The following is a 25359-nucleotide window of genomic DNA, read 5'->3' as shown; positions in this document are numbered from 1 at the left end:
CACAGATGAGTGTTTTTCTCATATTCTTCTTGAGCATCGTGAAATCCTGACGTATGAGAATTATCTTCAGTATGAGTCAAGCAAAGCCCCCCCCTTTCTTCCTTTTTAATGGGTACACCCTTTTCCCCAAAAGGGTTATAGCTGGCCCTGTGCAATCTGAAGGGGCGAAATCTACAATGTCCTGTCTAAAAAAAATTCCCAAAATAATTTAAACCTTATTGAGCTGACTGTTTTTTAACACCTTTGTGAAGTGACTAATAAAATAATTCATACTTCGATCAGATAACAGGATTACGTCTATCGAAGTTCCCAAACCTTTTTCCAGTTTGAAATCAGTGCCCATATTTCTGTAAATCAACACATTGCTTTTTGATAACAACTAAGAGTTTTGGAACATAGGGCATTGTTGGACAACCTCCAGGTAACATACATAATACTTCGGCATCGTCGAACAGTGCCTTCAATCAAATGTCTACTCTTCAAGGCGAGTTACATACGAGGTTTTTTCGTCAGTTCACGTTAATCGATTGTGGATAATATCTCGACGTGCACCCGTTTATATTGTATTGGCATATATGTATTCTATGGGGGAGTCACCAGGCAAAGTGTCGGTGATAACTCTACTTGTTTATATATGTGTAAGAGACAAAAAAGGACTGACAAAACAATGGGTATATTAAGCGGATTACTTGGCAACGCCTCAGAAGTTGATATTGAAAAGCTGGAAAACGAGTTTGAAAACATTCTGGCTTCTGGAGAAGCTATTCAAAAGGCATATAAAGTCATAAGAGATTTGTTTGTTTTTACTGATAAACGCTTAGTTCTTGTTGATAGGCAGGGGTTGACTGGCAAAAAAGTAGCGTATCACTCGATTCCGTATAAATCGATAAGTCAATTTGCAGTAGAAACGGCAGGGACTTTTGACTCCGATGCTGAGCTGAAAATATGGATATCAAGTAATTCGACCCCTGCAATTATTAAGGAGTTTAAAAAAGGTACTGATATTGTTGGCATCCAACAAGCACTGGCTGAGTTCATGCTTAAATAGCTGTATTAATGCTGATTTGCTATAGTTGTAAATGGGAAAACTGGTAAATAGAGAGTGCGACTGGCCCTATCATTTAATCATATAAGGCATACAAAGTAGAACTAGCAATACTGATTAGTATCTCTGCTATTGCAGCCTATGCAAGGCCGGGGAAATTTTTTTTTGACCGTATTCCTGGACACTAACGACTATGACAATCTGACACTACCGCTACAGCAACCATTACTCCTTTTTTGATAGCATTTTGCTTGACCAAAGTTATTACCAGCAATGATTTTTATAGCAAATCTTTCTCGGGGTCGACTGACGCAGACCGGATCTGCTCCTGCTGCCCCGTAAGGCTGTATCAAAAAAGCGATGATGTGGGAGAGAGATCTACCGCTGCCCTGCGAATCACAGGATTCAGCTTGGACCATTCTGTTGCACTTGTTTTACGAATCCAGCAGGAATAAAAAACAGATACAGACAATTGTTTTAGATATGCTAAATGTGTGACAAGCACCAGGTATGGAGTAATCGTCCGTTAGCAATTTTACTGATCATTAAAGGAAGGATGTAATTGAAGAGTTCAGGATAAACAACAATCATTTCAGAAAAACATCAAAAGAGGAATTATTGTGACTAAATCAAAGGCAGAGAAGTCGAATTGTTTACTTCGTGAAGATGAACAAGGCATAACAACTTTAACCCTCAATCGACCTGATAAATTTAATCCACTATCCTTTGAGATGATTTCTGCACTTCAAAATGAACTGGATAGTATTGCCAAAGACCATAGTGTGCGTGTTGTCGTAATAGCTGCAAAAGGAAAAGCCTTTTGTGCCGGTCACGATTTAAAGGAAATGGCTGGGCACAGTGAAAAAGATTATTTCACCGGGCTATTTCAGAAATGTAGTCAGATGATGTTAACAATCAATCGTATTCCCCAACCTGTTATTGCAAAAGTGCAAGGAATTGCAACCGCAGCCGGGTGTCAGTTGGTTGCTGCAAGTGACCTCGCTGTAGCTGTTGATTCTGCAAAATTTGCCACTTCAGGTATCAGGTATGGCTTATTCTGTTCAACTCCGGCCGTACCGGTAAGTCGAAATATGCAACGTAAGCATGCTATGGAACTCTTGTTAACAGGTGATTTTATTAGCGCTGATGATGCTGTCAGGCAGGGTCTTATTAACTCTGCCGTTCCAGAAGGCGATTTGACTGACAAAGTACACGGCCTTGCCCAATCCATAATTGAAAAATCCGCAGTTGCTGTGTCAGTTGGTAAGGAAATGTTTTATAAACAGCTGGAAATGGAGCTGGAAGACGCTTATGGATATGCTGCAGAGATGATGGCATCCAATATGATGGCAAAAGATGCTCAAGAGGGTTTTTCAGCCTTTATTGAAAAACGCAGCCCCGTCTGGAACCATGGTATCAAATAACATGGTTCTTTTGTGTCTCACTTTCTGATTTCCAAGACCAGTTAGAAGTGGTCCAAAAGCGGGACCACTTCTAACTACCCAGCATGTTTTTTGTTGTTGATCCCATAAAGCCTGACCTGTAAAGTAGTTTTTCGAGTCTAGTATGTTAAAAGACAAAGGTAGGTAGACCTTTCATACGGTTATTCAGCGCTTTAGAATAAGGGAAATTGCTATGTGCTCACATATGGAATCGATCTTAGAGAAAGGCATTCTTCTGGAACAGGAGACGCATTTCAAAAAAGCCAAAACCTTATATGAGGATATCCTGCTGCATGTCACTGATGAAACTATCCATGATAAAGTTCGATTGCGGATAGAGGACATGGATGACCTTATCGCTGAAAAAGCAGTTTACCAGCGCATTGACGAAAACGCAAAACGAGTGCTGACGGAAATTGGTATCAACATTGCCGGGAACGAAATTCTCATGGATATCCTCCTGGAAGCTGATGCAATTGATTTCGACAATCAAACAGCTTTGTTTATTCCCCTGAAAATGAGTTATGTCGATCATTGTCTGGAGCAGGTGCCCCGGGAAATACCAGGAGATCCTGGAATGAATACTTTTGGCACCGGTGCAACGTCGCCTTTTCTTAAACGGGCTGGCGAAGAAGAACTGCGTCCCGCCAATCGTAAAGAGTATGAGCATATCATTAGCTTGGTGGCTGAACAACAAGATGTTGTAAACATTTTCAGCCTGCCGGTGGGCTGCGATAAAAGTATATCTCTCTTCGAGGTTGCTCAGCTAATGGAAAGAGCCTATTCAGGGCTCAAGATGATCACCACAAATACCATGTCAGCTGACGAAGTGACTTTTTTGAAGGACAAAGAGCAGTGGCTTGATGGTACCAGCCTGATTGCCTCCTTGGCTCCCATGAGTAACATGGTGGAGCCGTTTTTACGAAGCGCACGTACCGGTAACAATCTTCTGCTGATTGACCAGACGATTGCTGGCGTTTCTGGAGCCGGCAGCCCAGAGTCATTCTTGACGCAAAGCCATGCCCAGGTGATGTTCATGATGATTATCGCCCAGACTGTCAACCCTGGGATTCTGTGTATGCACGGTGGTATCCCAAGCGTTACCGAGACAGGCGGAAATATTTCCTACAGTTCGCCATCTCAAACGTTTATCAATGCAGCCTTGGCGCGCGTTAACATCTGGATTACAGGGTTCCCTTCGGCTCAAACCGGAGGGAGTACCAGCCTGACAGAGCTAAATCCTCAGGCTGTTTCCGAGTCAGAATTGAGCCGCAACTTGTTGCGCAAGTATGGGGTACATATTGTACGACATGCCATGGGCGCTCTAGGCAGCCTTAACTTCTTCAGCGTGGAAAAATTTTTGGAAGATTGCGAGCGTGAACGTCATTCTAGAAAGATCTTTGAAACGTGCGCGAAGAATGTCGGGGTTATACCTCTGTACTTTCCAAGCGACGACCATGCATTGGAGGGAATTCGCGAGATCGCTGAGAAAGGTAATCCCAAAAGTGCTGAGCATACGTTAAAAAATGTAGATTCGTTCCGTCAGTGGGAGAAAATCATCAACGATGCTGCTGAAAAAAAGCTTTACTTCCCGCAGCTCAACGATACAGTTATAGAGGCAATTAGCAGTGGAAAAAGGGCCCATTGAGATATACGCTATTTCTATGCAATGTCAATGAAGTGCCAGCGGTATTGCCGATGATTCGCAGGTTTCTATTTCATTACGTAGATAGACTGTAATTCTTTTGCCCAAGACATTTCCTGAAAATCAATTTTTCACGATAATCAGGATTATCTTCTTGAACGAAAACGTGGTGCAATCTTCTGTTTTACCCAATGAGTCAAGCAAAGGTCTGACCCCTATGGGTAGAATATTGTACCTACCGTGATAAAATTCCCATCTTTGCCTTTACTGACAATCACAATTTCACCAGAATCAGGGTAGACATTGGTGAAGGCTGTAATGTTTACTTGATGACTTACCAGGATGGTTATCGGACGAAGATCTTGCCTGTTAAGCCATTCCGTGAGTGCTTTTGTCTGAGGTGTTTCATTTGCATAATTCTCAAAGAATGAATTCAGAACCGGTAATTCCTTCACATCTCCTAAACTCATGAGTTTCGCAGTATCCAGGCATCGACACCATTGACTGGAATAGATCTTTGCCTGACTAATACCATTCTTCCGAAAAATATCGCCTATATGTCGCGCCTGCTCCCTACCCTTGGGAGAAAGATTTCGCTGGGTTTCACATTTTCCGATTATAAAGGTATCCGGATCTCCAAAACCCGGTGCTAAAGCGTGACGTACCATGGCAAAGTGATTCCCAGATCGCAATTTTTCCCACAACTGCGCTTCCTCCATCTCTGCCAACGACCAGGAAGCACTTAGAAATAGTAGGATTATCGTCAGAACAGCAGCTGGACGCAGTTTTTTTCGTATTATCATACGCTCTACCTCTGCCTTAAATACAGGCTGGATAAGTATATACAGACGTTTCTATCTCACTCATCAACCGACTTTCATTTGCCTGACACTTTAGTGGCTGGACAACGCTTGTCGAGTTGTTGTATGTTTTTTTTAGGCATCGACATAATTCATCCAAGGGGAATTCATGGGTACCATACTCATCTACGGTGGTAGTGGTGGGATAGGCAGCGCTCTTGCGCGCAGATGCGTTGAACAGGGCAATATGGTCCATCTCGTAGGTCGTAATGAACACGTCCTGAACGCTCTTGCAAATGAGCTGAACTGCAGCTTTACAGTGGGGGACGTTACAGACGAGTCAATATTCAAAAAATCCACAGCGGCGGCAGGTGAACTTTTAGATGGTCTTGTCTACAGTGTCGGTACGCTAAACCTTGGTAGCCTTCAGCGACTTAAATCTGACGATTTTTTATACGATTTCAAAATCAACTGTTTGGGAGCAGTCCTTGCAGTGCAGGCAGCGGTTAAGCCATTGAAAAAGAATGGAAAAGGTTCCATCATCCTTTTCTCCAGTGTTGCCGCGCTACAGGGCTTTCCCCTGCACTCCTCTATTGGCATGGCCAAAGGAGGAATTAACGGCCTAACTCTATCTTTGGCCGCCGAGTTAGCGCCAAAAATCAGGGTGAATGCTATTGCGCCTTCACTCACCCGCACGAAACTGTCTGAAACGATATTGTCCAACGAGCAGATCGCGGACCAGATTAGCTCCATGCACGCTTTGAAACGCCTAGGATCGCCGGAAGATATAGTAGGTCTTGCAACACATCTATTGAGTGATGAGGCAGGCTGGATCACCGGGCAGGTTTTTAGCATTGACGGCGGACGCTCTTCCCTTCGTACCAGCGGTTAGTAGCCAAGAGAATAGAGGACTATGGATATCATCTCCAAGGTCGATTTAGATCAAGCCCCGGAGTACTTCCTGAAACTCAATTTTCACAATATTCAGGATCTATCTTTCACCTCCCTCCAAATCCGGGGTCAGTCTCCCATCGTTATGTTCCTTTCTGCTTACAACCAGGCAGTAAATATCGTGATGTTTATAGAAGGCGAGACGTCTGAGTAGTCTTTTTCTAAAAGAACCATAATTTATTACTAATTCTCTATAAATTTTTAAATGTCGCAAAGATTGTCTGGAGTCTTCGCGATGCTCCGCTGACCTGCAACTTTAGTGCACTGCGTGGCACAAATGAAGGAGCATCGCAGCGATATGTAACTGAATGAGAAACGAAGTCAATGTGCTAAAAGGGCGAACAAAATCAGATAAGTAAAGGTTTTCAGAGCGCCAGGAGTGCTGTCCGAGAATAAGGGTTTTGTTCAAAATCGACAGAATTACTTTCATAAGTCACTATTAACCAATGAAACCCTCACCTCAAACAATGGCATGAAGTTTCAGGAGAGTTTTCTAACATCGCGAAAACTGATGTTAAGGAACTACATTTTGTTATGAACCTTAACAGGAAGAAGGTAAAAAGGTGCTGGCTGGGATAATCAGACCTTCGATATGGCAATGTTAACGATAACATCTGCGGCTTGTCCCCAGAATATTTTGTTGGGCAATTTTCCCCAAAAGTCCCTAATCGCTTTCAGCCTCTGTTGGGTATATTGAGACCCATCGCCTCACTGAACCACGACCATGGAGATCTCCTACAAAAAATTCCGGCAAGGTTCCTGGCGAATCGTTTAAAGATGCTCCGTAATGGGTTCGGCCCCACGACTCATTATAACCAGCAAATCCAAGGATCGACGAAAATATCTGAAAATGATTTGTCTTGTTGTAACTGGTGACCTGAACCACCTTGAACTCTTCCAAGATTGACTCCTCATTGGAGAAAATTATCATAGGTACAATACCTTCGAATCGATTCGCTCCCGGCCTACAGTGAGTAGCAAGTGTTCCATCGTCAACGATATTTTGCCCATGATCACTTGTGTATATAATAACGAAACTCTTAAAGGATCCGCTTTCAGAAAACACGTTTTTAAACCAGTCATCAACACTCCAACGTATTCCATTCATATACGAATTTAGAGCTTTTACCCTGTCGTTCATTGGCTCACCTTGCTTAAGCGCCGGGGTGAACAAATTATACTCTTCGGGATAGCTCCTGAAGTAGGGAAAATGAATTCCGTATTTATTAAACATGATAAAGGTTTTACCAGGTTGCTTGAGAAGATTGATTAATTTGTCACGAGCAACTCCATCGCTTTCATAGGCAGTTTTCTGTCGAACTCTAATGATTTCGTCTACGAAAGAAGCCTCATGTTCATTCATGAAGTTTTGATAGTTTACCCATTCCTCAGCACTCTGGGCATCCAGGTAGACATTGTAAAATCCAGCCTCCCTGGTGAATTGCCAAATCGAAGGTTTCTTTAAGGTCATTTGATTGTGGTCTGGAATCTCCTCTTTTCTTAACCCCGTTCTAAGAATGAGGTTAGAATAATCACTGCAGTTTGAAGCTGAAGCAGCTATCCCAAAATTCACGATTCCACTTTCCAGAGAGCGAAGATAGGGTGTGGTGTCTTTTTCGAATGTATTGATTCCCAGAATGTCCGCACGAATACTTTCATCCACAATCAGGACAATCTTCTCAACCTGTGGATCTAAAAAACCTGAGTAAATGACCGCATCTCTTTCGCCATCGTAAATGTGACTTAGACCGGCAAATGCCAGCATTGACGGAACCCTGAAATACGAGGGATATCGATCAAAAAATCCATGACTATATTGCAGACCAAAAGTAGTAAGTATAACTGCGCTTACAGGAACGAAATAGGCCTTTGGGGGGATATTGAATTGTAAAAGTTCCGGTAACCGTTCGATGAAAATACTCAATGGAAGAAGAAGTATTAAAAAAGGCAGTGCAGCAAAGCCAAAATTCTCAACCACTGCCCCAAACCACCATTGAAAATTCTCCACGATAATGACTGCCTGCTGGAAATCTAAAGGCGAGTTTGCGATATTGAAAAAACCAATATTACAAAGAAAGAAAAACAGAAAGAAAGGTAATGTTATTTTTCGAATAATACTGCGGCCGCTAAAGAACAGTAAGAATGCGCTCAGCAGACTCCAGAAGAACACAATCAATGACAGGGAAAGCTCGATTAGCTTGCCTTGATTCCAAAGAAACCGAAACGGATAAATAAAGTCGAAGAAAAAACTAAATTCTATTAGCAAAAGAATAGCAACTGACCCAAGAGCGATAGATTTTCTCAATGTCAAATTTGCCATAGAAGTTTCTCATCAAACCGCTAGCAGAAAACCATCCTCAGCGTGTGATTGCCCTTGGAGGCTGTCCGAGAATCACTGTTTAAAATCAATTACGATTATAAGCGCTTCCCTATGACCTCCATCATTGGCGAACCGAAAAAAATTGAATCAGGTTCTTTTGAACGTACCTCCCACTCTGCGAGGAAATCGTCATATATACTGTGATCAAGGAAACCTTCTTTCACGAGAGCGGGTAAATGATTTCGGAATAGGGCATCCGGCCAGAGCCATTCTTGAGTGGTGGCCCGAACGGCCTTAGTGGTCACATTAATCTCGACGTCTAGCCCGGCAGAGCAGAGTAAGCCGGGAAGATCGTTTCCAATTTCAGGATTGCATCCACGTTCGCCAGTAACAGCTTGGATAAGAGCCTCTGCTATTTCAGGTAGATACTTGCTTTGGGGGTGAATATGAATATGACGGTAATTACAGAACTCGATGAGGGCACAAACGCCTCCGGGCCTAAGCCACTTTGCTATACGGCCAATCAGCGACTTCACCTTTGCCTCGGGAAGATACATGAGCACCCACCGACCGTAAACGCCATCCACGCTTCCCTCTTGAAGATCAAATGTCTCCAGATTAGCCGCCCTTGTCTCAATATTAAAAAGACCTGCGGTCTCTGCTCGCTCCTTCAATAGCGGGAGTGAATTTTCTCCATCTCGATCTACGGCAATAACTTTCCCTGCCAACCCGACAATTTGTGCCAGATCGATAGTTGTATATCCAGGGCCGCAACCGAGATCAACCAGAGTTGCACCCGTGCTAAATCCAGCTCGGGAGATGAAGCGTTGATTTTCTTGCGCCCAGACGTGATGCTGATACCTTAGCCGCTCCATCTCCTCATGAGTATAACCAAAGCGGTATTCTTCGGTTTCGCTGGTAGATGCGAATGTATCAATTTCTGTTTTATCACCCATCGTACTGCCCTTTCGGAAGCTAAAAACAGCAGTGAATCGCAGTTCTTAGGACGTCGCCTCGCCTGCGTGATTATATAAGTCCCTCTTCTCAAGAATCCGCTTCATGTTCTCCCCCTCTTCCTTCATATGCTTCCTTATGCTTAAAAGCCCTTGCTCAAGCCTGTTTCCCGCTAACAGCTTGACCAAGCGTCCTACGCGAAGCACGCATGACGCAGTGAACACGCATGAACCATCTCGCGTCTCGATCAAGAAAGTATTTCGGGGGAAATAGATTCGAAGGAGACGGGACACGGGCACGAATTCGATTTTCCTGTTCGGCACGACCTCCTTGACTAGGAACTTGAGCTTGTGCAGTTTTCCGTGGATGTACTCTTCGGCATACACAATAGAGCCCTGCTGGCAGAACTCACCTCTGATCAGGCGAAACGCTACATGGTCATCTGGATGCCACGCTTGGTAGCTTGCATCATCGATAATCTGAAGGAAGAAGCCGAAGATCTTCTCAGGAGTCGTGTTAATCTCAATTGAGTTGGTGAGTACAATTTCTTCAAGTAGTTTCATTATTAGCTGTTACATAACTAAGAACGTTTTATCATTCGTCCCGCCCTGATTAAACCTCCGTCCGCCTTTACATTCCGGAATCTCGCTTCTGCAACGTTGGCGGTAAGTAGACCAATGGAAGGAGCGCAAGCGACACGGTATTGGTCCACGCCCACCCCTAGTTAGGCGGCGTGCGACTCTCTCGGTTGGACCTCAATCTTCTGATCTGGGACACCCACCACTCAGGTCTCTCAGTATATCCCAGGAATCAACCGAAAGCGCACTCGTCGTGCATAGTCTCGATAGCCTGGCAACTCTTCCTGTAAAGTCTGGTCTTCAAGTACGGTTCTAATCACCGTGATGAGTAATGCCACCGCCGCAGGAATCAGTGTCCATAGCGAGCCAAGGGCCAGAACAATACCGAACAGTGGAGGAATATTTCCAGCATAACCCGGATGCCGCACAAACCGGTACGGACCACTGTCACACACCACATGCCCTCGATCCGTCTGAATGCGCACCACGCTTGAGAAAAAGCGGTTCTCTACCAATGCCCATGCAGCGAAAGCGTATCCGAGCGAGATCAAAATGAAGCCAATCACGATAAGCCATAGCGGAAATTCGGGTGACCAGTTATAGCGGTGGTCCAGCCCTGCTACAATGACCATAGGGAACCCGATACTCACCGCCATCAATGGAGCAAGCACTTTGTCCCAGGTTTTTGCATTTTTGATATTTTTAATATTTTGTCGTTCGGCCATCAATCCAGGATGTCGCTGTTCTGCCCACATGCGCCCCCCTATACCAGCAGCAAAGATCAGTAGGAAATAGAGCCACGCCTGCCACCATCCGAGGTCCCCACCGCATATCAATAAAATCAACGGGATAAGGAGATACACCACAACTAATCTGATCCACTGGCGATGAGATACTTTTTGAACTGCCTCTTCACCAGACGCCTTCGCTGACATGTCATTCCCCAAATTAAAACTGATTCGAGCGCAAACCTGACACCTTATTGAATCTCCACTCTACACCAAGCGCGAAAATTTGAGAAAAAAATTAGGGAGGCTCAATACCGAATAGCTCCATAACCTTCATTTCAAACGGGTTAAAAATGCCCCTATTTTTCATTCAAGCGTTCTCGATTCCAGCGCATGTTTTTAGTCAGTACGAGACCTTTCTTAAAAGGTTATGGTATTCGGTAATCCAAGTAAAGATAGTATTTGAAATGGCTCAGATTTTATTGGGATTTTTGTCATAAATATGGTGGCAAACCGGAACATGCAGAAAATCTTGGCAAATTTCTTGATACGCTGACAGAAAAGAACCAATCGAGAAGTCAACGAAACCAGGCCCGGCATGTAGATTGGACAAACATCTTTTTCGGTTTCAAAATGCGATTTCCATTCGGCACTATTCTCCGTCAACCTTATAGTCATACACCAGTTGCGGCATTCGGGATAGACCACGAATAAGTGCGGATAAACGAATATAAATGATATTTCCTGAGCATCTAGAAAAGTTCATGTTTAGGAATTATCTATCACCTCCGTCCAAATCCGTGGTCAGTCTTCCATCGTTATGTTACTTTCTGCCTACAATCAAGTAACGGATATCGTGGTGTTTAGGGAGGGACGATACATCCGAGTAGTCTGTTACTAAAAAGAACCAGAATTTATTACTAGGTGCATTCCGTGAAAATAACTATGTACAACACACCGATATTACCTCATATCATGAGAATATTGTGTCAGGTTTGTCTCAAGTTGAGAGGCTGGAAACTGCAAGGTTTGCCACCGATAGCGCCTAAATATGTCTTGATCGCTGTACCCCATACAAGCAATTGGGATTTTCCATTATCATTGGCAATGGCTTTTGTTTATCGATTTGATATGCACTGGATGGGCAAAGATTCCCTTTTCAAAGGCTGGCGTGGCCCTATTATGAGATGGATGGGTGGTATACCAATCACACGATCGTCATCCAACAATGTGGTGGCCCAAACCATAGAGGTATTTAATGCTAGTGATCGCCTCGTTATTGCAATTCCCCCAGAAGGCACACGCTCAAAAGTCGATACCTGGAAGACAGGGTTCTACTATATAGCCCTTGGCGCAAAAATACCTATAGCCTTAGCATTTCTGGATTATGAACACAAAACAGGAGGTTTTTTATCAACCTTTACACCTACCGGTGATGTCGAAAAGGACATAAGCAAAATGCGAGCGAGCTATTCCGGAATTTCTGGTAAATATACTAGTCAATGCTCTGTGGAATAGTATTTTCACATTACTGATATCTACTAAGGGTTGGGCGGGAATTTACCTACAAAATCTTCAGAATTACTTTCATAAGTCACTATTAACCAATGGAATCATCACCTCAAACTATGGTTTGAAGTTTCATGATATTTTCCTGAACATCAGAAAAGTTAATGTTCAGGAATTATCTTCTTTTTGAAGGTACACAGGAATAGCATTAACCTGACCACTCTGGATACTGTTTATAGTTGGCAATGCGAATCTATAAATATGAGAATGCACGATGCTAAATTAAAGTCATTATTGTTGCACTTATTGTATTACTTCAGCAACAACCTTGCTATTCGGAAATTAATTTTATTCCCTTAGCGTACATGAGCGCACGAATCGAAGTGATACCCTACTAAGACTTATTGATCCAATTTGAATTTCCTGGATGTTTATAAAGCATATAGCGCTGATCAATTTTGTCTGCTTCAGCGTAAATGGTACTTGTCCCGTGAACAGGGAATCTCCTGCCATCCATCTCGATATAGTGTTTACCTTTAGTTGCAAAGCATTCAGACATAAGATAGTTAATCGCTGACCTCATTGAGATCTTTTTTAGATCAACGTTTGCCACAAATTTAATGCAGGAAAAGTCAAACGAAGCGCTTTCTGAGGATGGAGGTTGGAGCTGACGCAAGATGATTCCTGCCAATGGTTGGTCCCCGAGTTTTTCTCTGACAAGGGAACTAGTAGAAAAGAAAATGACTTTTTTCATGATTGACACCACCAGTTTTTGCAAAAAATATATTTATTCACGCTAATACTCTGACTTATAATAAGTAGTCCAGTGGTCTTGTCAGATGAAGTCACATTAAAATATCCTGCTTTTTGAATCGTATTTTTTCGGTTATGCTCATTTGCCAGTAATAGGATAAAAAAAAGGAAAATCTCAGTGATCCCCTTCCTCCTAGGAGAACATGAGGTTGATTTGGCATATCATTCTTTAGGTTCTCTAAATTCAAGAGCGGCAATAACGCTTGGATCTACTTGTTAGAACACACCACTTTTGCCAGCCTCATCACACTGTAAGAAAGCAAAATGACAAGCGGTACTACAATTTGAATGGTAACTGGCAAGAGCCACAAGCCGACAATTATTGTGCTTGTTTCTAACATTTGTCTCCACCTTTATGAATTTTTCAACCCATATTTAATTGAGATAAACAAAGACGATCCTGGCTGTCCCTTGCTTTGAACAACAATCAATTAGTAGTCAACTGCAATCTCCGCATGTTTTAATCTTCATTCATCAGTTCAGCTTTTGCCTAGTTTCGATTTAAAGCTCGAGTGGTCACGGCATTAGTAATTGAATCAATCTGCAGTTCATCACGCAAGCAATGACACTGAAATAAATCAACAACCTGTATGTCTAGTATTAGTTAAACTACTTAACACATTAGACTCAGTCATCTTTGGCTATTAAGGACAAAATTTATCAAGTACAACCACCCCTGTTAATTGATTGACTTTACGTCATTTTCACAATATGTTTGTACCGAAGTTTCATTCAAGGTGGGGGGATCATGTTCAAAGCTATTACTGCGTGCAGCACAAGAACCTGCAGCAAAGACATCGTTCTTGACCTAGTAGGCAAATCAAATGTGAAATTAAGACATTACAGACCATCTGTTGGTATTCTTTATGCGTCATGTCTTCACGACAATAAAAAACTAAAGGATATCCTCAAAGGCATAAGTGAAGCCTTCCCAAATATAGAAATTATTGGGGGAACTGTTATTGGCGGATTCACAGATGATAGCAAATATACCAAAGATGGGTATTTCCTCTGTTTATTAGTAAGCGATTCAGTAACCTTTATTACGGGTCGTATAAAAAACCTCTCAACCCTCATTGAATCTAATAGTTTTGCTCAGAATTTTCGGAAATTACTCAAAGAGAATTCTTTAGGCGAAGACCCTGTTGCCTGTTTCATCTACTCGGCTTATAGCAATGTTGATGGAGATAAATTGGTTGATGCCATTCAGGAAATGTTGCCCGAAAAATGTCTAGTCTTTGGTGGAGTCGCAACTCCTTACTGGAACGAACAGGATATTGCTAACTTTTCTCAAAAGGTACCAGCTATAAATGGTACTCTTGTCTTCTTCGCAAAAAACGGCATCATTCATGTTGAAGATGACACCTTGGTTTGTCTCTTTTTTAGAGGCAATATTACGATCAAGTATGCAGTCTCTTATGGATGGTCAGATCTAGGAACACTCTATCCCTGTCGCAGTGACGGTTCAATTCTTATAGAGATTGACGGCAAAAAGCCACACATGTTCCTCAGCGAGATTAAGCACCCGCTTTCTTTAAAAGAATATGATCATACCGAATACTCATTATGGTTTCATGTTCCTGGAAAAGACCCGTATATTAGAGACATCTTCTATGATGAAGCTACTGAAAATTACTACATTCAAAATTCTACGCTTCCTTCTAATTGTCACATAAGTTTTTCCTTTCCCACAAAAGAAAAAATATTAGATGAATTCAAAAACTGCCTTAGCAGAATAGAAGGACACAGCAGCCTTGTCATCACTACCACATGCTGCACCCATCAAGTGGTGCTGGAACAAGATATAAACCGAGAATATACAGAAATGGTCAAGATATTTCACGAGACACCATTCATTTGCGGTTACGTTTTTGGTGAGTTTGGTCCCTCGATTACAAGCAGGCAGAGTATGCTGCATAGTACCTCCAGCATTATGTGTTGCTTTCAAGAAGAAAATATCGACAGCAATGAAAAAAACGAGCCTCTCACTAATTTCCTTAATGAAATTATCAGCGAGCAAGGGGATGAGATAAAATCGCTACAGAAACAGCTTCGTTTTTTTGAAGGAAGTAAAAACAATAAGATGAAAAGATTAACTGAGGACTGTCTTGGAATACTGCTTTGCCTCTCTCACAAATCATTGTCTGGACATGCAGAGCGTATTAGTAGCTTTTTGAAAGCTTACTATGAAAAGAACGGAATAGATCCACCTTACGCAATAAGCAGAAACAGAGTGATTGAGCACCTAAGTGATCTTAAAAATCGTTCTAAAAAATTCAAATAAAATCATAGCAATTCACTTTCCTGTAGTGCTTTTACAATCCTATGATTGTCAGTTTAACTTACGGTATTACAATGGCTAACATTCCACTGTAATAACCGTTGGAACTTGCGACTGATAGTGCTTTCACATCAAACGTGGATATTAATTGTGTGAATCTCTTAAAATCCCATTTTCACTTGATGCATACCTTCTTCCTGTACACCTACAACCAAAGATACTTCCTGACCATCAACCCTATCGATGGAAGTATCTTGGATGTGGTTATGGTTAAAAATAACACAAACTTTCCTTGATGCTCGATACTGTCATGTAATTAATCACGACGTCTAACACAATAAACAGGTTAGCAGTGAACTCTCTCCTTCAGGAAAAAACGTGGTGCGTCCCCCCCACTTTTCCTATCGCCCCTCAACATGTGTTATCATGACTCATAAGCCAGATCGACCTGATCCTTGTAGCGATCCAGGACCTTCCTGCGTTTGAGCTTCATGGTATGGGTCAACATGCCATTATCTACACTGAACGGTTCGTCAACCAGAATAAATTGTCTTGGGATTTCATATCCTCCGAATTTCCCTTTAAGTTGAGTTGCGATCGATTCCTTTATCATAGTCTCGACTACAGGACTAATTATCAGTTCCCCATGCGTTTCAGCATTGATCCCATTTTGTTTAGCCCATGCTGATAACTTAATAAAATCCGGAACAATGATGCAGATGTTGTGGCTTCGCCCCTCACCATAGATGAAAACGTTTTCAACCCAGGGAGAGAGCTGAATTTCCTCTTCCAGGGATGCTGGAAAGACATATTTGCCGTTTTCCAGTTTGTACTGTTCTTTTATTCGACCGGTAATAAAAAGAAAACCATCCTCATCCAGGAATCCAAGATCTCCAGTGCAGAAACCACCGTCTTCGGTTATGACCTCTCTCGTTGCCTCCGGTTTATTGTGATAGCCCTGCATGACGTTAGGACCATATACTACTATTTCGCCAGAGCTGTTTCCATCATCTCCAAAAAACTCATTATCTATAACAACCCGAACCTTATCAATTGGGCGGCCGACGCTGCCTGGCTTGTTGGCTGTACTGCAATTCATGGTTACAGCCGGACTTGTTTCACTAAGGCCATAGGCATCATATACAGGTATGCCGATATCGGTAAAAAACTGTGCAACTTCAAGGTTCATCATTGCACTTGCCGTCAGCGCTGATTGTAGGCTGCCGCCAAAACCCTGTCGAATCTTGCTGAAAACAATTCGATCCGCAACAGCATATTTCAACCTCGGTAACAATGTACTTCCGCCCTGACTGGTAAGGGTCCGGATTTCGGCTGCACTTTCAATTCCCATGGTGAACAGTGCCAGCGCAAGACCTTTCTTTTCTTTCATCTTGCTCCAGATCCCATCATAAATCTTATTAAAGACGCGTGGTACGGCAATGAGAAACGTGGGTGCGACGTTCTGCATATCCTGAACAATGGTGGTTACGTCCCGGATAAAACCCATCGAGCCACCCATGTGAATGAAATTATATAACTCAGCGGTCTGTCCATAGGAATGGGCCCAGGGCAGTATGGAGAGGCTTCGGCTCTGATTATCGAGTTCGGGAAACATCTTGGCACCGCCCAGGACATTGCTGGTAAAATTTCCATGAGAAAGGAGCACTCCCTTGGGGTCACCAGTGGTGCCGGATGTGTATATAAGAACAGCAGTATCTGTCGGTTTTGGCACAATAGCCCTGAGTGGTATTTTTCTCCCCTGCCGTTCCAGATCCGTCATTGTCGCAGTAGCGCTGCCATGAATGAGGTAAACATGTTCAAGATTGCCCAGTTCATCACGCATTTGCTCGATTTGTCTATAAATATCTTCATTAGAGACAAACAGGATCTTAATACCACCATCATTGATGATATGTTTCCATATCTTGGGAAGCTCCTTTTCATACATGGGAATAAACCTGCCTCCAAGTCCCATGGTAGCAAATGCAGCAATTGCCCACTCTGTGCAGTTATTTGCAATAACACCTACTGCATCACCCGCCGAGACACCTTTCTGAGCCAACCCTGCCCTGAGATCATCTATCCTCAAGCCAACCTCCCGATAGCTTATCCAGGAGTATGTACCATTTTCATCTGCAGTACCAAACAACGGACGCTCAGCATTTCCAGCAAGACTGAGTGCGAACATTTCAACGAGATTGTCAGGTTTGTCATAAGTGTACATGAAGCATCTCCATTCATTGGGCAAGGATGACCGAAAGAACTGCATACATCAGTAAACTACTTCCAAATTTGTAGCGACAACGCACATCTGAAAATCAACTACTCAGCAAACATGTTTGCATACTAACCATAATGACACGGTTGTATTTATGTACATCGAGGGGATTGAGCGTCACCCGGCGTAATACCCCAGGCCAACACAACATCTCCCTTCATTTGAGAGATCAGGTGAGATCTCGTAACAACCGCTTGAACAACACTTCTTCTTCTGTGTTAAAGCCAGCCAGCATTTCCTCGTTGGCTGCTATTCGGAGAGCGATAAGCTCATCTTTTAATTCCGCAGCTTTTCCAGTGGTGTAAAGGAGAAAAACCCGACCATCATCCGGGTCGTTCTCTTTCCTGATCCATCCTGAATCAATCATCCGATCCAATACACCGGAAAGTGTTGCTTTATCCATAACCAGGAGCTTGCCAAGATCCGCCGCGGTGATACCTTCTTCAATCCACAGCCCTTCCAACACCAGATGCTGAAGATTTGTTAAATTATATGGCCGTAACTTTGCCTTAAACTGGCCATGAGCCTTTTGATACGCCTTGGCCAGAAGAAATATCGTACAATCGGGTATATTCTGTGAATTTTTCATGATCTCATTTTCCTTCGCATACGAACAATATGATCGAACAATTCATTTTTGTCAATTTGATATTAGCCCTTCTTTCGCAGATGATGCCGTTTTTCCAGTAATATGAGTATGGATCACATCAGACAAATGAAGCATTTTCCGTAACGCTCTTTGACCACTCTAAAATTGTAGTACGTTTTGACAGAAGTTTTCTGTCTGGAACTTTATATCAAGAGCAGGTACTTCAGGGTGACGATTGTCAGGGAGTATCTTTTTTTGAAAGTGTACAGGAAACATCTTAACCAGATCAATCCACCTGTATCTTTAGGTTGGCAGTGGTAATGTCCTACCGGAGACCTGTATGAACCAGGTTTATATCTCAATGTACTTTGCATCGAGGCAGGATAGCCTTAATCTTCGATTTGGCAAGGGCAAGGGCAAGAGCCCCAGCAAGGTTAGACCCTCTATAATAAAATAACACTAAACATGGATCTGGATAGATTTTAAGCAGCAAAAAATGTTACTTCAAATGAGCTCCTTCCCTTATATTAAACCGGTGAGCATTGAAGTGTAAAAGTAACTATCGGCCTGCCTTGTAACTCTCTGCAGTTACGTTGGTTCACCAAAACCTAAGTGGACATAATTGTCCACCTGATTAATAACACACATTTTATCATTGTTTACTACACTCATGAATGCTACTTTGGGATAGAATTTCGTGAGCATAGTACTTTATACACATTACTAGTCTTTTAAATCAATAGTTTCCGGGCGGTGATATTTTTGAAAGACCTGCCGACAATACTGATTGCTGATGACGATGCCATCTTTCTCGGCATAGCAGCGGCTATGATTAGAAATATGGGGTATCCTGTCATCACTGCTCTTAATGGTGTTGATGCCGTAGAATTATTTACAACAAATAAAAAAAATATCGGCATGGTCCTGCTCGACATCAATATGCCAGAAATGAACGGCGTTGACGCCTTTCAGCATATCAGAACACTCTGCCAAGAGGTGAAGGTAGTAATCGTTTCTGGATGCTTGAACGATACGAAGCGTGAACAACTCTCTCCTCTTAGTCCCACCGCCTATATCGACAAGCCTATCAGTTTTGATGCTCTCTCAGGTGTATTGAGCTCAACTTCTCCTGGTTAACCGTCTGTGATGACTCACATCATGAGAAAGGTAGGGATAGGCCAGCTTGAGAAGCTGCAGACTTTTTCCTATTGTTCATAGAATTCAGGATAATGTTTTTTGGCACAATCTGGGCATAGGCCATGGCTGAACTCAACATCGGCATGAACTGAAAGATAGGACTCTATATTATTCCAGTACCCTTTATCATCCCTGATGTTCTTGCAGAATGAGCAGATAGGAAGCAAACCCTGCAAAGTTTTTATCTCATCCAGAGCATGAGTAAGATTTTTGATTAGGTACTCCTTTTCCGCTTCGGTTTCCTTGCGGATCCGAATCTCTTCTTTCAAATCATTATTTGCTTGATTCAGGTCAAGAAAAAACAATTTGAAAGGTTCTTCGATGCCTGTCTTAATGAGTGCCAGATAGATCAGGGCAAATGAGAAGATTTTGAAATAGTGACCAACCAGGTTCATCATTCCATAATTGTCAATGTACAGCGTAAATGACAACTCTGAGCTGATGGTGAAAAAAATCGACGCCAGGAGGATGTAAAATATCTTCGGAGAGAATCTCGATCTATTTTTCACCAGAAGATAGACCGAGGTGACCAAAATGGCACAGATAACATATTCACTTATTATCTTAAACATTGTCTGTCCGTGCCCCTCAACAAAGCATGCGGGGAAGAGCTTCCAGTAGAAAATACTGGCTATGAACAGAGCTGTCACAATCGTATAGACAATGAATACAAGATTTACTCGAGGCATACGGTTCATGCGCATATAAGCAAAGGCAACAAGGAGTGTAATGGACTCCATGTACCTTGCCACAATCCAGAGTTGATTTGCGTAATAGTCGTAATCAGTGAACAGCGGCATACCCTTATATGCCATGGTATGCAGCAAATCAATCAGGGCGATGAAAAAATACGCAATTCCAATAAACAACAGATATGGATTGTAAATATACTTTTTGGAGTTCCAGGCTATCACGAAGATAGAAGATGCAATGATGATGCTGAAACCTTCTGCCAGAGTGTGAAAAACGAGATAATTAATTCTTATTGTGAAATAGAGACTTATCAGAGTGCCAAGAATAAATGTGTAATTCAGTAATGCCTGTCGAGTATTGCCTATTCCCTCTCCTTCCCTTTCCTGCGAAATTTGCTGCATGATGTTGCCTCGAATTACAACAGCTAAGATTATTATCGCTTTAGGTTTATTTACAGGTAGACTGATACGCCCAATTATCACAACATTTCAAAATTGCTGGTTACTCAGTCATTGCTCTCCCCGTCACCACGCATAAGGTGAGGCATTTGTGACATGATAAGCAATGAACAGAAGCCAGCGTCTTACTAAAATAGACCAACTATATTTGTATATTACAACATAGTGCCTCTTTATCGGCACGCTTTTTTTGGCACTATCAGCATAGCAAATAAACGACTTTTTCATTTTGTCCAGTAGTAGCTCAAACGTCAAGGGGGCATTGGCTTATATATTTCAAGGTATTTCGTAACTTTATGCTTGCAGTGTTGTTTAAAATCGAACCTCTCTCACTTTAACCAAGGGCACTTTGTATTTGCAATTTTGTTAGGCTAAATGCTCGCTACCACAAGAGTATTGTGCAATCCCATTTTTGAGGATTGCAAGGGCAATATCACTCCTTATGCCAGTCTTCTTGAGTGAAAATGTTTCCTGTTAAGGCCGCTTTCTGCAGACCGATAGACGGAGTTTGCCGAGGTGGAGACGGTTTTGAAGGGATACAGGAACAACCTTCGGTCCGTCCTACATTTTTAAAGTAAATCTTGGCAGAACGAGTCTATTTTATTTTTGATCTTGATGATGCTTTGTGGCCCATCTAGAATAGAGTGAATTGGCATTACGTTTTAACAATAAATAGGCAACTTCTTTTTTTCTAACTAGGGCTTCCAGATTTCTTCAAGATTGCATCGATTGACATAAGGTTCTGACATTATTGCTTTTTACACGACTATGGTTACGACAAAAATTCGCATGAATCAAAACGCATTATATTATTACAAAAAAAACAGGAAGCAACGATCATGGATATTCATAAATATGAGTATTGCTTGCTTGGTGTATATAGCTGGACTCTACGGTTATGAGTATTTTTTTAATAAATCTGTTTCTGAGAATTTTAAATATACTTATGTAACTGTATTCTCAATCTCATGTGTCATTTTGTTCTGTGTGGCTTGGTGGCATAGAAAAAATCCGGCAGTCTACGAAGCAGTAATCACAGCAGATAGGTTTATTGTGAATTACCCTGGTTCGAAGATGTGGTCTTTTGATATTAAGGTTGCAGATATAAAGAGATTTGAGCATAGAAATACTCTTTCACATGCAGGTGATGGAATAGGGAAAAGCGGTGTTCTACTTCATGATGGTAGGTTTTTTGAAATAAGTATGAATTATGGGAACAATATCAAGGAGATGTGTGAATCTGTAAAAATTGCAAATCCTGATGTTTCTTTTCCAAAGAAAGTAAACCAAAAAGTATATGGTTCATTCGCCAAAGACTATGATGAATAACAGGAGTCTAAGCAACCACTTACCAATTCAATAAGGTCTAGGAGAGACTAATATATACGATTTAGCACTTAACTAAACATTGCCGAGTCGATAGTTAAAAGTTCTTACTGTATTTAACAGGTTAAGGTGTTTCCTGTTAAGTTCATAAATACTCCAGCCTTAGATCTCTCCCGAAATGGAGCAGTTTGTAGCCAAAGATACTTCCTGACCATCAACCCTATCGATGGAATTATCTTGGATGTAGTTCTGGCTGAAAATAACACACGCCCTCCCTGATACCTCATACTGTCGTGGTATCGGTCACGATGCCTGCCAATACTTGGGCAAGCGATTAACACCATATTCGTAAGCACAAAAACTCGTAGTTGTCCCTGAGTTATTATGGTAATAAATACACATTACGCATACGTAAACGTAAGATCAATCATGATAGCAATATCAACAGGGAGCTCTAAATGGAAATCGTTCAATGGGAAACACAAGAAAATATAGCTGTGATTACTATGTGCAACGCAACTAACCGCCATAATTTAGAATTTGCTGAACAGATGAACCGATGTTTTGACCAGATCTTAGAGGAAGAATCTCTTCAATCTATTGTGTTGACGTCTTCTGATGAGAAGAACTTTTCCCAGGGGATTGATGTAGAATGGTTGACTCAAAGATTTGCACAACAGGATTTCAATACCATCAAAACGTTCATGTATGAGATGAACACCGTTTTTAAACGCCTTCTTCTTATGCCAATACCCGTTATAGCAGCCATTAATGGCCACGCTTTCGGAAATGGAGCAATTTTGTCCTGCGCCTGTGATTTTAGATTCATGACAAAAGATAAAGGTTTCTTTTGCTTTCCGGAAGTGGATGTAAATATTCCTTTCCTGCCAGGCATGATTGCCTTTGTTAAAAAATCAATTCCTGAGCATCTTTTTAACGAAATGCTGTTATCCGGAAAGCGTGTAACCGCAACAGAACTTGAATACCATAATGTGATTGTCAGTGCCAGTGAGAATCGGGCAGAACTATTGACACAAGCAATAGACTATGCCGGAACCTTTAACAAACAGCGCCCAATATTTGGTGAATTGAAAAAACGGAAGCATAAAGAAATCATTCGAGTCATTGAAGAAGAAGACCCTGAATATATCGAACCGCTTAATTTAATGATGAAATAGAGCTTCGCATTCAGAATCAGCTATAAGCTCAAGCTTGTTTATACAATTGAGTTGGAAGGTTTTAACGAAAAAAAGGAACCACCAATTTCAAATATTGCTACCCGTCGATAATACCTAAACGCCATTATAAGTTGTTTATTGGGTTCACGGCCAGCTTGCTCAATATCCTCTTTCGTGCAATTGTCCACTTGGTTGACCATCTCTTTTTGAGGGCGGCAAAGAACTCTTGAAGGTGAACAGTGGAAACTGGCTGCCTGTGCTGGTCGCTCAAGATAATTCCTGAACATTATTTTTTCTCGATGCTCAAGAATTATCTTGGACATGAGTCAAGCAAAAAATGCCTCCTTTTCGATGCCAACGAAAGCCAAATTGGCTAGTTTAAAGTGCTTCCTGAATATAATGAGATAGTGGTGTTCAGGAAACTTCTCCGACCAGCAACACGTGCAAACGATGTTAGGTCTTAGGATTCATAGAAACCAAAACTTCACAGTAGAAAGCTCAACTTCTAGCGTTGGTTGAGCATTTAAAGATTCAAAGTGGCAAGATCTACTCGACTTCCAGCGGCTAATGGGCTGCAATTTATTACTAAACACTGTAGAATCATAGGTTGTTTATCTTATAAAGTGTAGTGACAGTAACGATCTAATATGATTTTTTCGGTAAAGAGTTTATCTCCGGGTGGGGGGGAAATACATGAAGCCTACAGGTGCCGCAAAACCGGCAAACACGAGCGAAGATAAAATAATCTCCGGGGAATTCTGCAAACTTCCGCCCATCTATGCTGTCCCTAATGCACTAAACGAAAGAATTAAAGAACTTAATTGTCTATACAGTATCTCTAGCCTTCTTGAAAATCAGGACGTAACTCTGGACTGGATTCTATCTCGTGCAGTTGAACTCATCCCTGCCGCTTTGCAGTATCCAGAACTTGCCTGCTCATGTATCAAGCTGGATGGTCATGAATATGTCTCTGCTAAATTTAAACGGACCGAATGGTGCCGAAACACCAAGATCATGCTCAATGACCGGCATGTAGGGGATCTGGATGTTTTCTATACCCAGTCACCCTCAGCCGGTAACAGAGGTTTGTTTCTTGAGGAAGAATCACACCTCCTGCAGGCCATCAGCGAACATTTAAGTAAGGTTTTGTGGCGAAAACTTTCTGAAGAAGCATTGAAAGAGAGTGAAGAACGATACCGCATCCTGACAGAGCAGGTTACCGACGGCGTGGTGTTGGCCCAAAATGCACGATTTTGCTATGTGAACCCTGCATTTTGTGAAATGTTCAATATATCATCAACAAAGGCTGTGATCGACAGTCAGCTACTCAATCCCACCGCAGGTGAAGTCGACGAAATCAAGCAAATGTACCAGGGATATACCGACAACTTCACCAAAGAGAAGGTCGACAATGTACATTGTTTTTCTCGTCCTGGAAAATCTTTTTGGATACAAGTCTGCCACAGCCCGATCACCTTCAGGGGGCAACCGGCGCTTCTGTCTACTTTTAAAGATGTCACGGAAATCAAAGAGCAGCAGGTTGCAGCGCAAAGTATGGCTGACCAGCTCCACGACGAAAATCAGGTCTTGCGCGCTTCCTTGAATGAACGCTATCGGTTCGGCAATATTCTCGGCCGATCTCCGATTATGCAAGAAGTATACGAACTGATAATGAAAGCAGCTGTAACCGATGCCAGTGTGGCCATTTTCGGTGAATCTGGCTCTGGTAAAGAGTTAGTTGCTCAAGCCATCCATGAATACAGCCCAAGAAAAAACAACAGCTTTGTCGCGGTTAACTGCGGTGCGATTCAAGAATCCCTCTTTGAACGAGAGTTTTTCGGCCACCGCAAAGGCTCTTTTTCAGGTGCCCATGCAGACTCAGTTGGCTATTTAGATATAGCAAATAAAGGTACTCTTTTCCTTGATGAAGTGAGCGAACTTACCGTCAACATGCAGGCCAAACTGCTCAGAGCTATTGAAGGTGGAGAATATCGCCCTGTCGGCGGTACTGAAACAATCGAGTCAAATTTTCGAATCATATCGGCATCCAATGTTTCCTTAAGTGAAAAAGTCAGCAACGGGCAGATGCGTAACGACTTCTTCTATCGGCTGCAGATTATACAGATACGATTGCCACCTCTGCGGCAGCGAAAGCAAGATATTTCTTTGTTGGTTGACCATTTTGTCCAGCAGATGTCCCCTTCATCGAGTTTAACTAAGATTCCAGGACATGTTATGGATATCTTCATGGAGTACGATTGGCCTGGCAATGTACGCGAATTACGCAATGTCCTGCAGCGTTACCTTGCCCTTGGGCGACTTGAGTTTATCTCACCGGACAGGGCAACTGGTACTACCTCGATGGAGGCACAGCTGAACCTTCCTCAGGCTGTGCAACAACTTGAAAAATCCCTTGTCACCCAGGCATTGCAACTCACAAATGGCAACCGAACCAAGGCTGCCGACTTGCTCGGTATTTCCCGAAGAGCCCTCTCCAGAAAACACTACCTGTCCTAGATGCCAATATTGACCATACGGGCGAAATTGCCCTTGGTGGGCCTTATCGCCCGCTTG

The 25359-nt window shown here is 42.3% G+C and carries 20 protein-coding genes; 11 read left to right on the top strand and 9 right to left on the bottom strand.

Annotation, left to right across the window (positions count from 1 at the left end; all coding sequences use genetic code 11):
• Positions 1-667 precede the first annotated feature (667 nt).
• The 3 genes from FCL46_RS08235 (at position 668) to FCL46_RS08225 (ending at position 4135) form a co-directional block, all read left to right on the top strand.
• On the top strand, positions 668-1048 hold the full coding sequence (locus FCL46_RS08235) for a PH domain-containing protein (protein ID WP_136807264.1): 381 nt from the start codon (positions 668-670) through the stop codon (positions 1046-1048).
• A gap of 617 nt (positions 1049-1665) precedes the next feature.
• Positions 1666-2469: an enoyl-CoA hydratase gene (locus tag FCL46_RS08230; protein ID WP_217909587.1), complete on the top strand. Its 804-nt coding sequence runs from the start codon at positions 1666-1668 to the stop codon at positions 2467-2469.
• Between the two features lie 223 nt (positions 2470-2692).
• Entirely contained in the window at positions 2693-4135 is a 1443-nt protein-coding gene (locus tag FCL46_RS08225) for a trimethylamine methyltransferase family protein (protein WP_228723356.1), read from the top strand.
• 212 nt (positions 4136-4347) lie between these two features.
• Here the strand turns inward: FCL46_RS08225 and FCL46_RS08220 are convergent, their stop codons facing one another.
• Positions 4348-4935, bottom strand: a complete 588-nt coding sequence (locus FCL46_RS08220) for a histidine phosphatase family protein (RefSeq protein ID WP_136807258.1) — start codon at positions 4933-4935, stop codon at positions 4348-4350.
• A 166-nt stretch (positions 4936-5101) separates the two neighbouring features.
• Here FCL46_RS08220 and FCL46_RS08215 point away from each other — a divergent pair, with 166 nt between their 5' ends.
• Entirely contained in the window at positions 5102-5824 is a 723-nt protein-coding gene (locus FCL46_RS08215; protein WP_136807256.1) for an SDR family NAD(P)-dependent oxidoreductase, read from the top strand.
• 723 nt (positions 5825-6547) lie between these two features.
• Here FCL46_RS08215 and FCL46_RS08210 read toward each other — a convergent pair.
• The 4 genes from FCL46_RS08210 to FCL46_RS08195 all read right to left on the bottom strand — a co-directional run bounded on the left by FCL46_RS08210 (position 6548) and on the right by FCL46_RS08195 (position 10670).
• A complete protein-coding gene (locus FCL46_RS08210; protein ID WP_136807254.1) occupies positions 6548-8203 on the bottom strand; it encodes a sulfatase-like hydrolase/transferase in 1656 nt (551 codons plus the stop codon).
• Positions 8204-8298: 95 nt separating this feature from the next.
• Positions 8299-9159, bottom strand: coding sequence for a class I SAM-dependent methyltransferase (locus tag FCL46_RS08205; protein ID WP_136807252.1), 861 nt, complete (start codon positions 9157-9159; stop codon positions 8299-8301).
• 45 nt (positions 9160-9204) lie between these two features.
• Positions 9205-9720: an SRPBCC family protein gene (locus FCL46_RS08200; protein ID WP_136807250.1), complete on the bottom strand. Its 516-nt coding sequence runs from the start codon at positions 9718-9720 to the stop codon at positions 9205-9207.
• Positions 9721-9950: 230 nt separating this feature from the next.
• Positions 9951-10670, bottom strand: a complete 720-nt coding sequence (locus FCL46_RS08195) for a methyltransferase family protein (RefSeq protein WP_136807248.1) — start codon at positions 10668-10670, stop codon at positions 9951-9953.
• A gap of 255 nt (positions 10671-10925) precedes the next feature.
• Between FCL46_RS08195 and FCL46_RS08190 the strand changes: the two genes are divergently transcribed.
• Together FCL46_RS08190 and FCL46_RS08185 are read left to right on the top strand one after the other, a co-directional pair.
• Positions 10926-11177 (top strand): hypothetical protein, encoded by a 252-nt coding sequence (locus tag FCL46_RS08190; RefSeq protein WP_136807246.1) that lies wholly within the window; start codon positions 10926-10928, stop codon positions 11175-11177.
• Positions 11178-11492: 315 nt separating this feature from the next.
• On the top strand, positions 11493-11981 hold the full coding sequence (locus tag FCL46_RS08185) for a lysophospholipid acyltransferase family protein (protein ID WP_217909586.1): 489 nt from the start codon (positions 11493-11495) through the stop codon (positions 11979-11981).
• A gap of 385 nt (positions 11982-12366) precedes the next feature.
• Here FCL46_RS08185 and FCL46_RS08180 read toward each other — a convergent pair whose 3' ends face one another.
• A complete protein-coding gene (locus tag FCL46_RS08180) occupies positions 12367-12726 on the bottom strand; it encodes a hypothetical protein (RefSeq protein ID WP_136807242.1) in 360 nt (119 codons plus the stop codon).
• A gap of 807 nt (positions 12727-13533) precedes the next feature.
• On the opposite strand from FCL46_RS08180, the gene FCL46_RS08175 reads away from it, so the two are divergent.
• Complete coding sequence (locus FCL46_RS08175) at positions 13534-15069, top strand: FIST N-terminal domain-containing protein (protein WP_136807240.1); 1536 nt, start codon at positions 13534-13536, stop codon at positions 15067-15069.
• Positions 15070-15490: 421 nt separating this feature from the next.
• Here the strand turns inward: FCL46_RS08175 and FCL46_RS08170 are convergent, their stop codons facing one another.
• Both FCL46_RS08170 and FCL46_RS08165 read right to left on the bottom strand, forming a co-directional pair.
• Positions 15491-17290, bottom strand: coding sequence for an AMP-dependent synthetase/ligase (locus FCL46_RS08170; protein WP_167505858.1), 1800 nt, complete (start codon positions 17288-17290; stop codon positions 15491-15493).
• A 223-nt stretch (positions 17291-17513) separates the two neighbouring features.
• A complete protein-coding gene (locus tag FCL46_RS08165) occupies positions 17514-17933 on the bottom strand; it encodes a MarR family winged helix-turn-helix transcriptional regulator (protein WP_136807236.1) in 420 nt (139 codons plus the stop codon).
• A gap of 762 nt (positions 17934-18695) precedes the next feature.
• On the opposite strand from FCL46_RS08165, the gene FCL46_RS08160 reads away from it, so the two are divergent.
• On the top strand, positions 18696-19070 hold the full coding sequence (locus tag FCL46_RS08160) for a response regulator (RefSeq protein WP_167505857.1): 375 nt from the start codon (positions 18696-18698) through the stop codon (positions 19068-19070).
• Positions 19071-19138: 68 nt separating this feature from the next.
• Here FCL46_RS08160 and FCL46_RS08155 read toward each other — a convergent pair whose 3' ends face one another.
• On the bottom strand, positions 19139-20224 hold the full coding sequence (locus tag FCL46_RS08155) for an MASE3 domain-containing protein (RefSeq protein ID WP_136807233.1): 1086 nt from the start codon (positions 20222-20224) through the stop codon (positions 19139-19141).
• 912 nt (positions 20225-21136) lie between these two features.
• Between FCL46_RS08155 and FCL46_RS08150 the strand changes: the two genes are divergently transcribed.
• The 3 genes from FCL46_RS08150 to FCL46_RS08140 all read left to right on the top strand — a co-directional run bounded on the left by FCL46_RS08150 (position 21137) and on the right by FCL46_RS08140 (position 25302).
• Positions 21137-21610, top strand: coding sequence for a hypothetical protein (locus FCL46_RS08150; protein ID WP_136807231.1), 474 nt, complete (start codon positions 21137-21139; stop codon positions 21608-21610).
• A gap of 455 nt (positions 21611-22065) precedes the next feature.
• On the top strand, positions 22066-22785 hold the full coding sequence (locus tag FCL46_RS08145; RefSeq protein WP_136807229.1) for an enoyl-CoA hydratase/isomerase family protein: 720 nt from the start codon (positions 22066-22068) through the stop codon (positions 22783-22785).
• Positions 22786-23478: 693 nt separating this feature from the next.
• Entirely contained in the window at positions 23479-25302 is a 1824-nt protein-coding gene (locus FCL46_RS08140) for a sigma-54 interaction domain-containing protein (RefSeq protein WP_136807227.1), read from the top strand.
• The last annotated feature ends 57 nt before the right edge of the window (positions 25303-25359 follow it).

This window comes from Desulfosediminicola flagellatus (genome assembly GCF_005116655.2).
Classification (GTDB): Bacteria; Desulfobacterota; Desulfobulbia; order Desulfobulbales; family Desulfocapsaceae; genus Desulfopila; species Desulfopila flagellata.
Note: the sequence above shows the minus strand (reverse complement) of the source record. Positions and strands in the feature narration are given on the sequence as shown.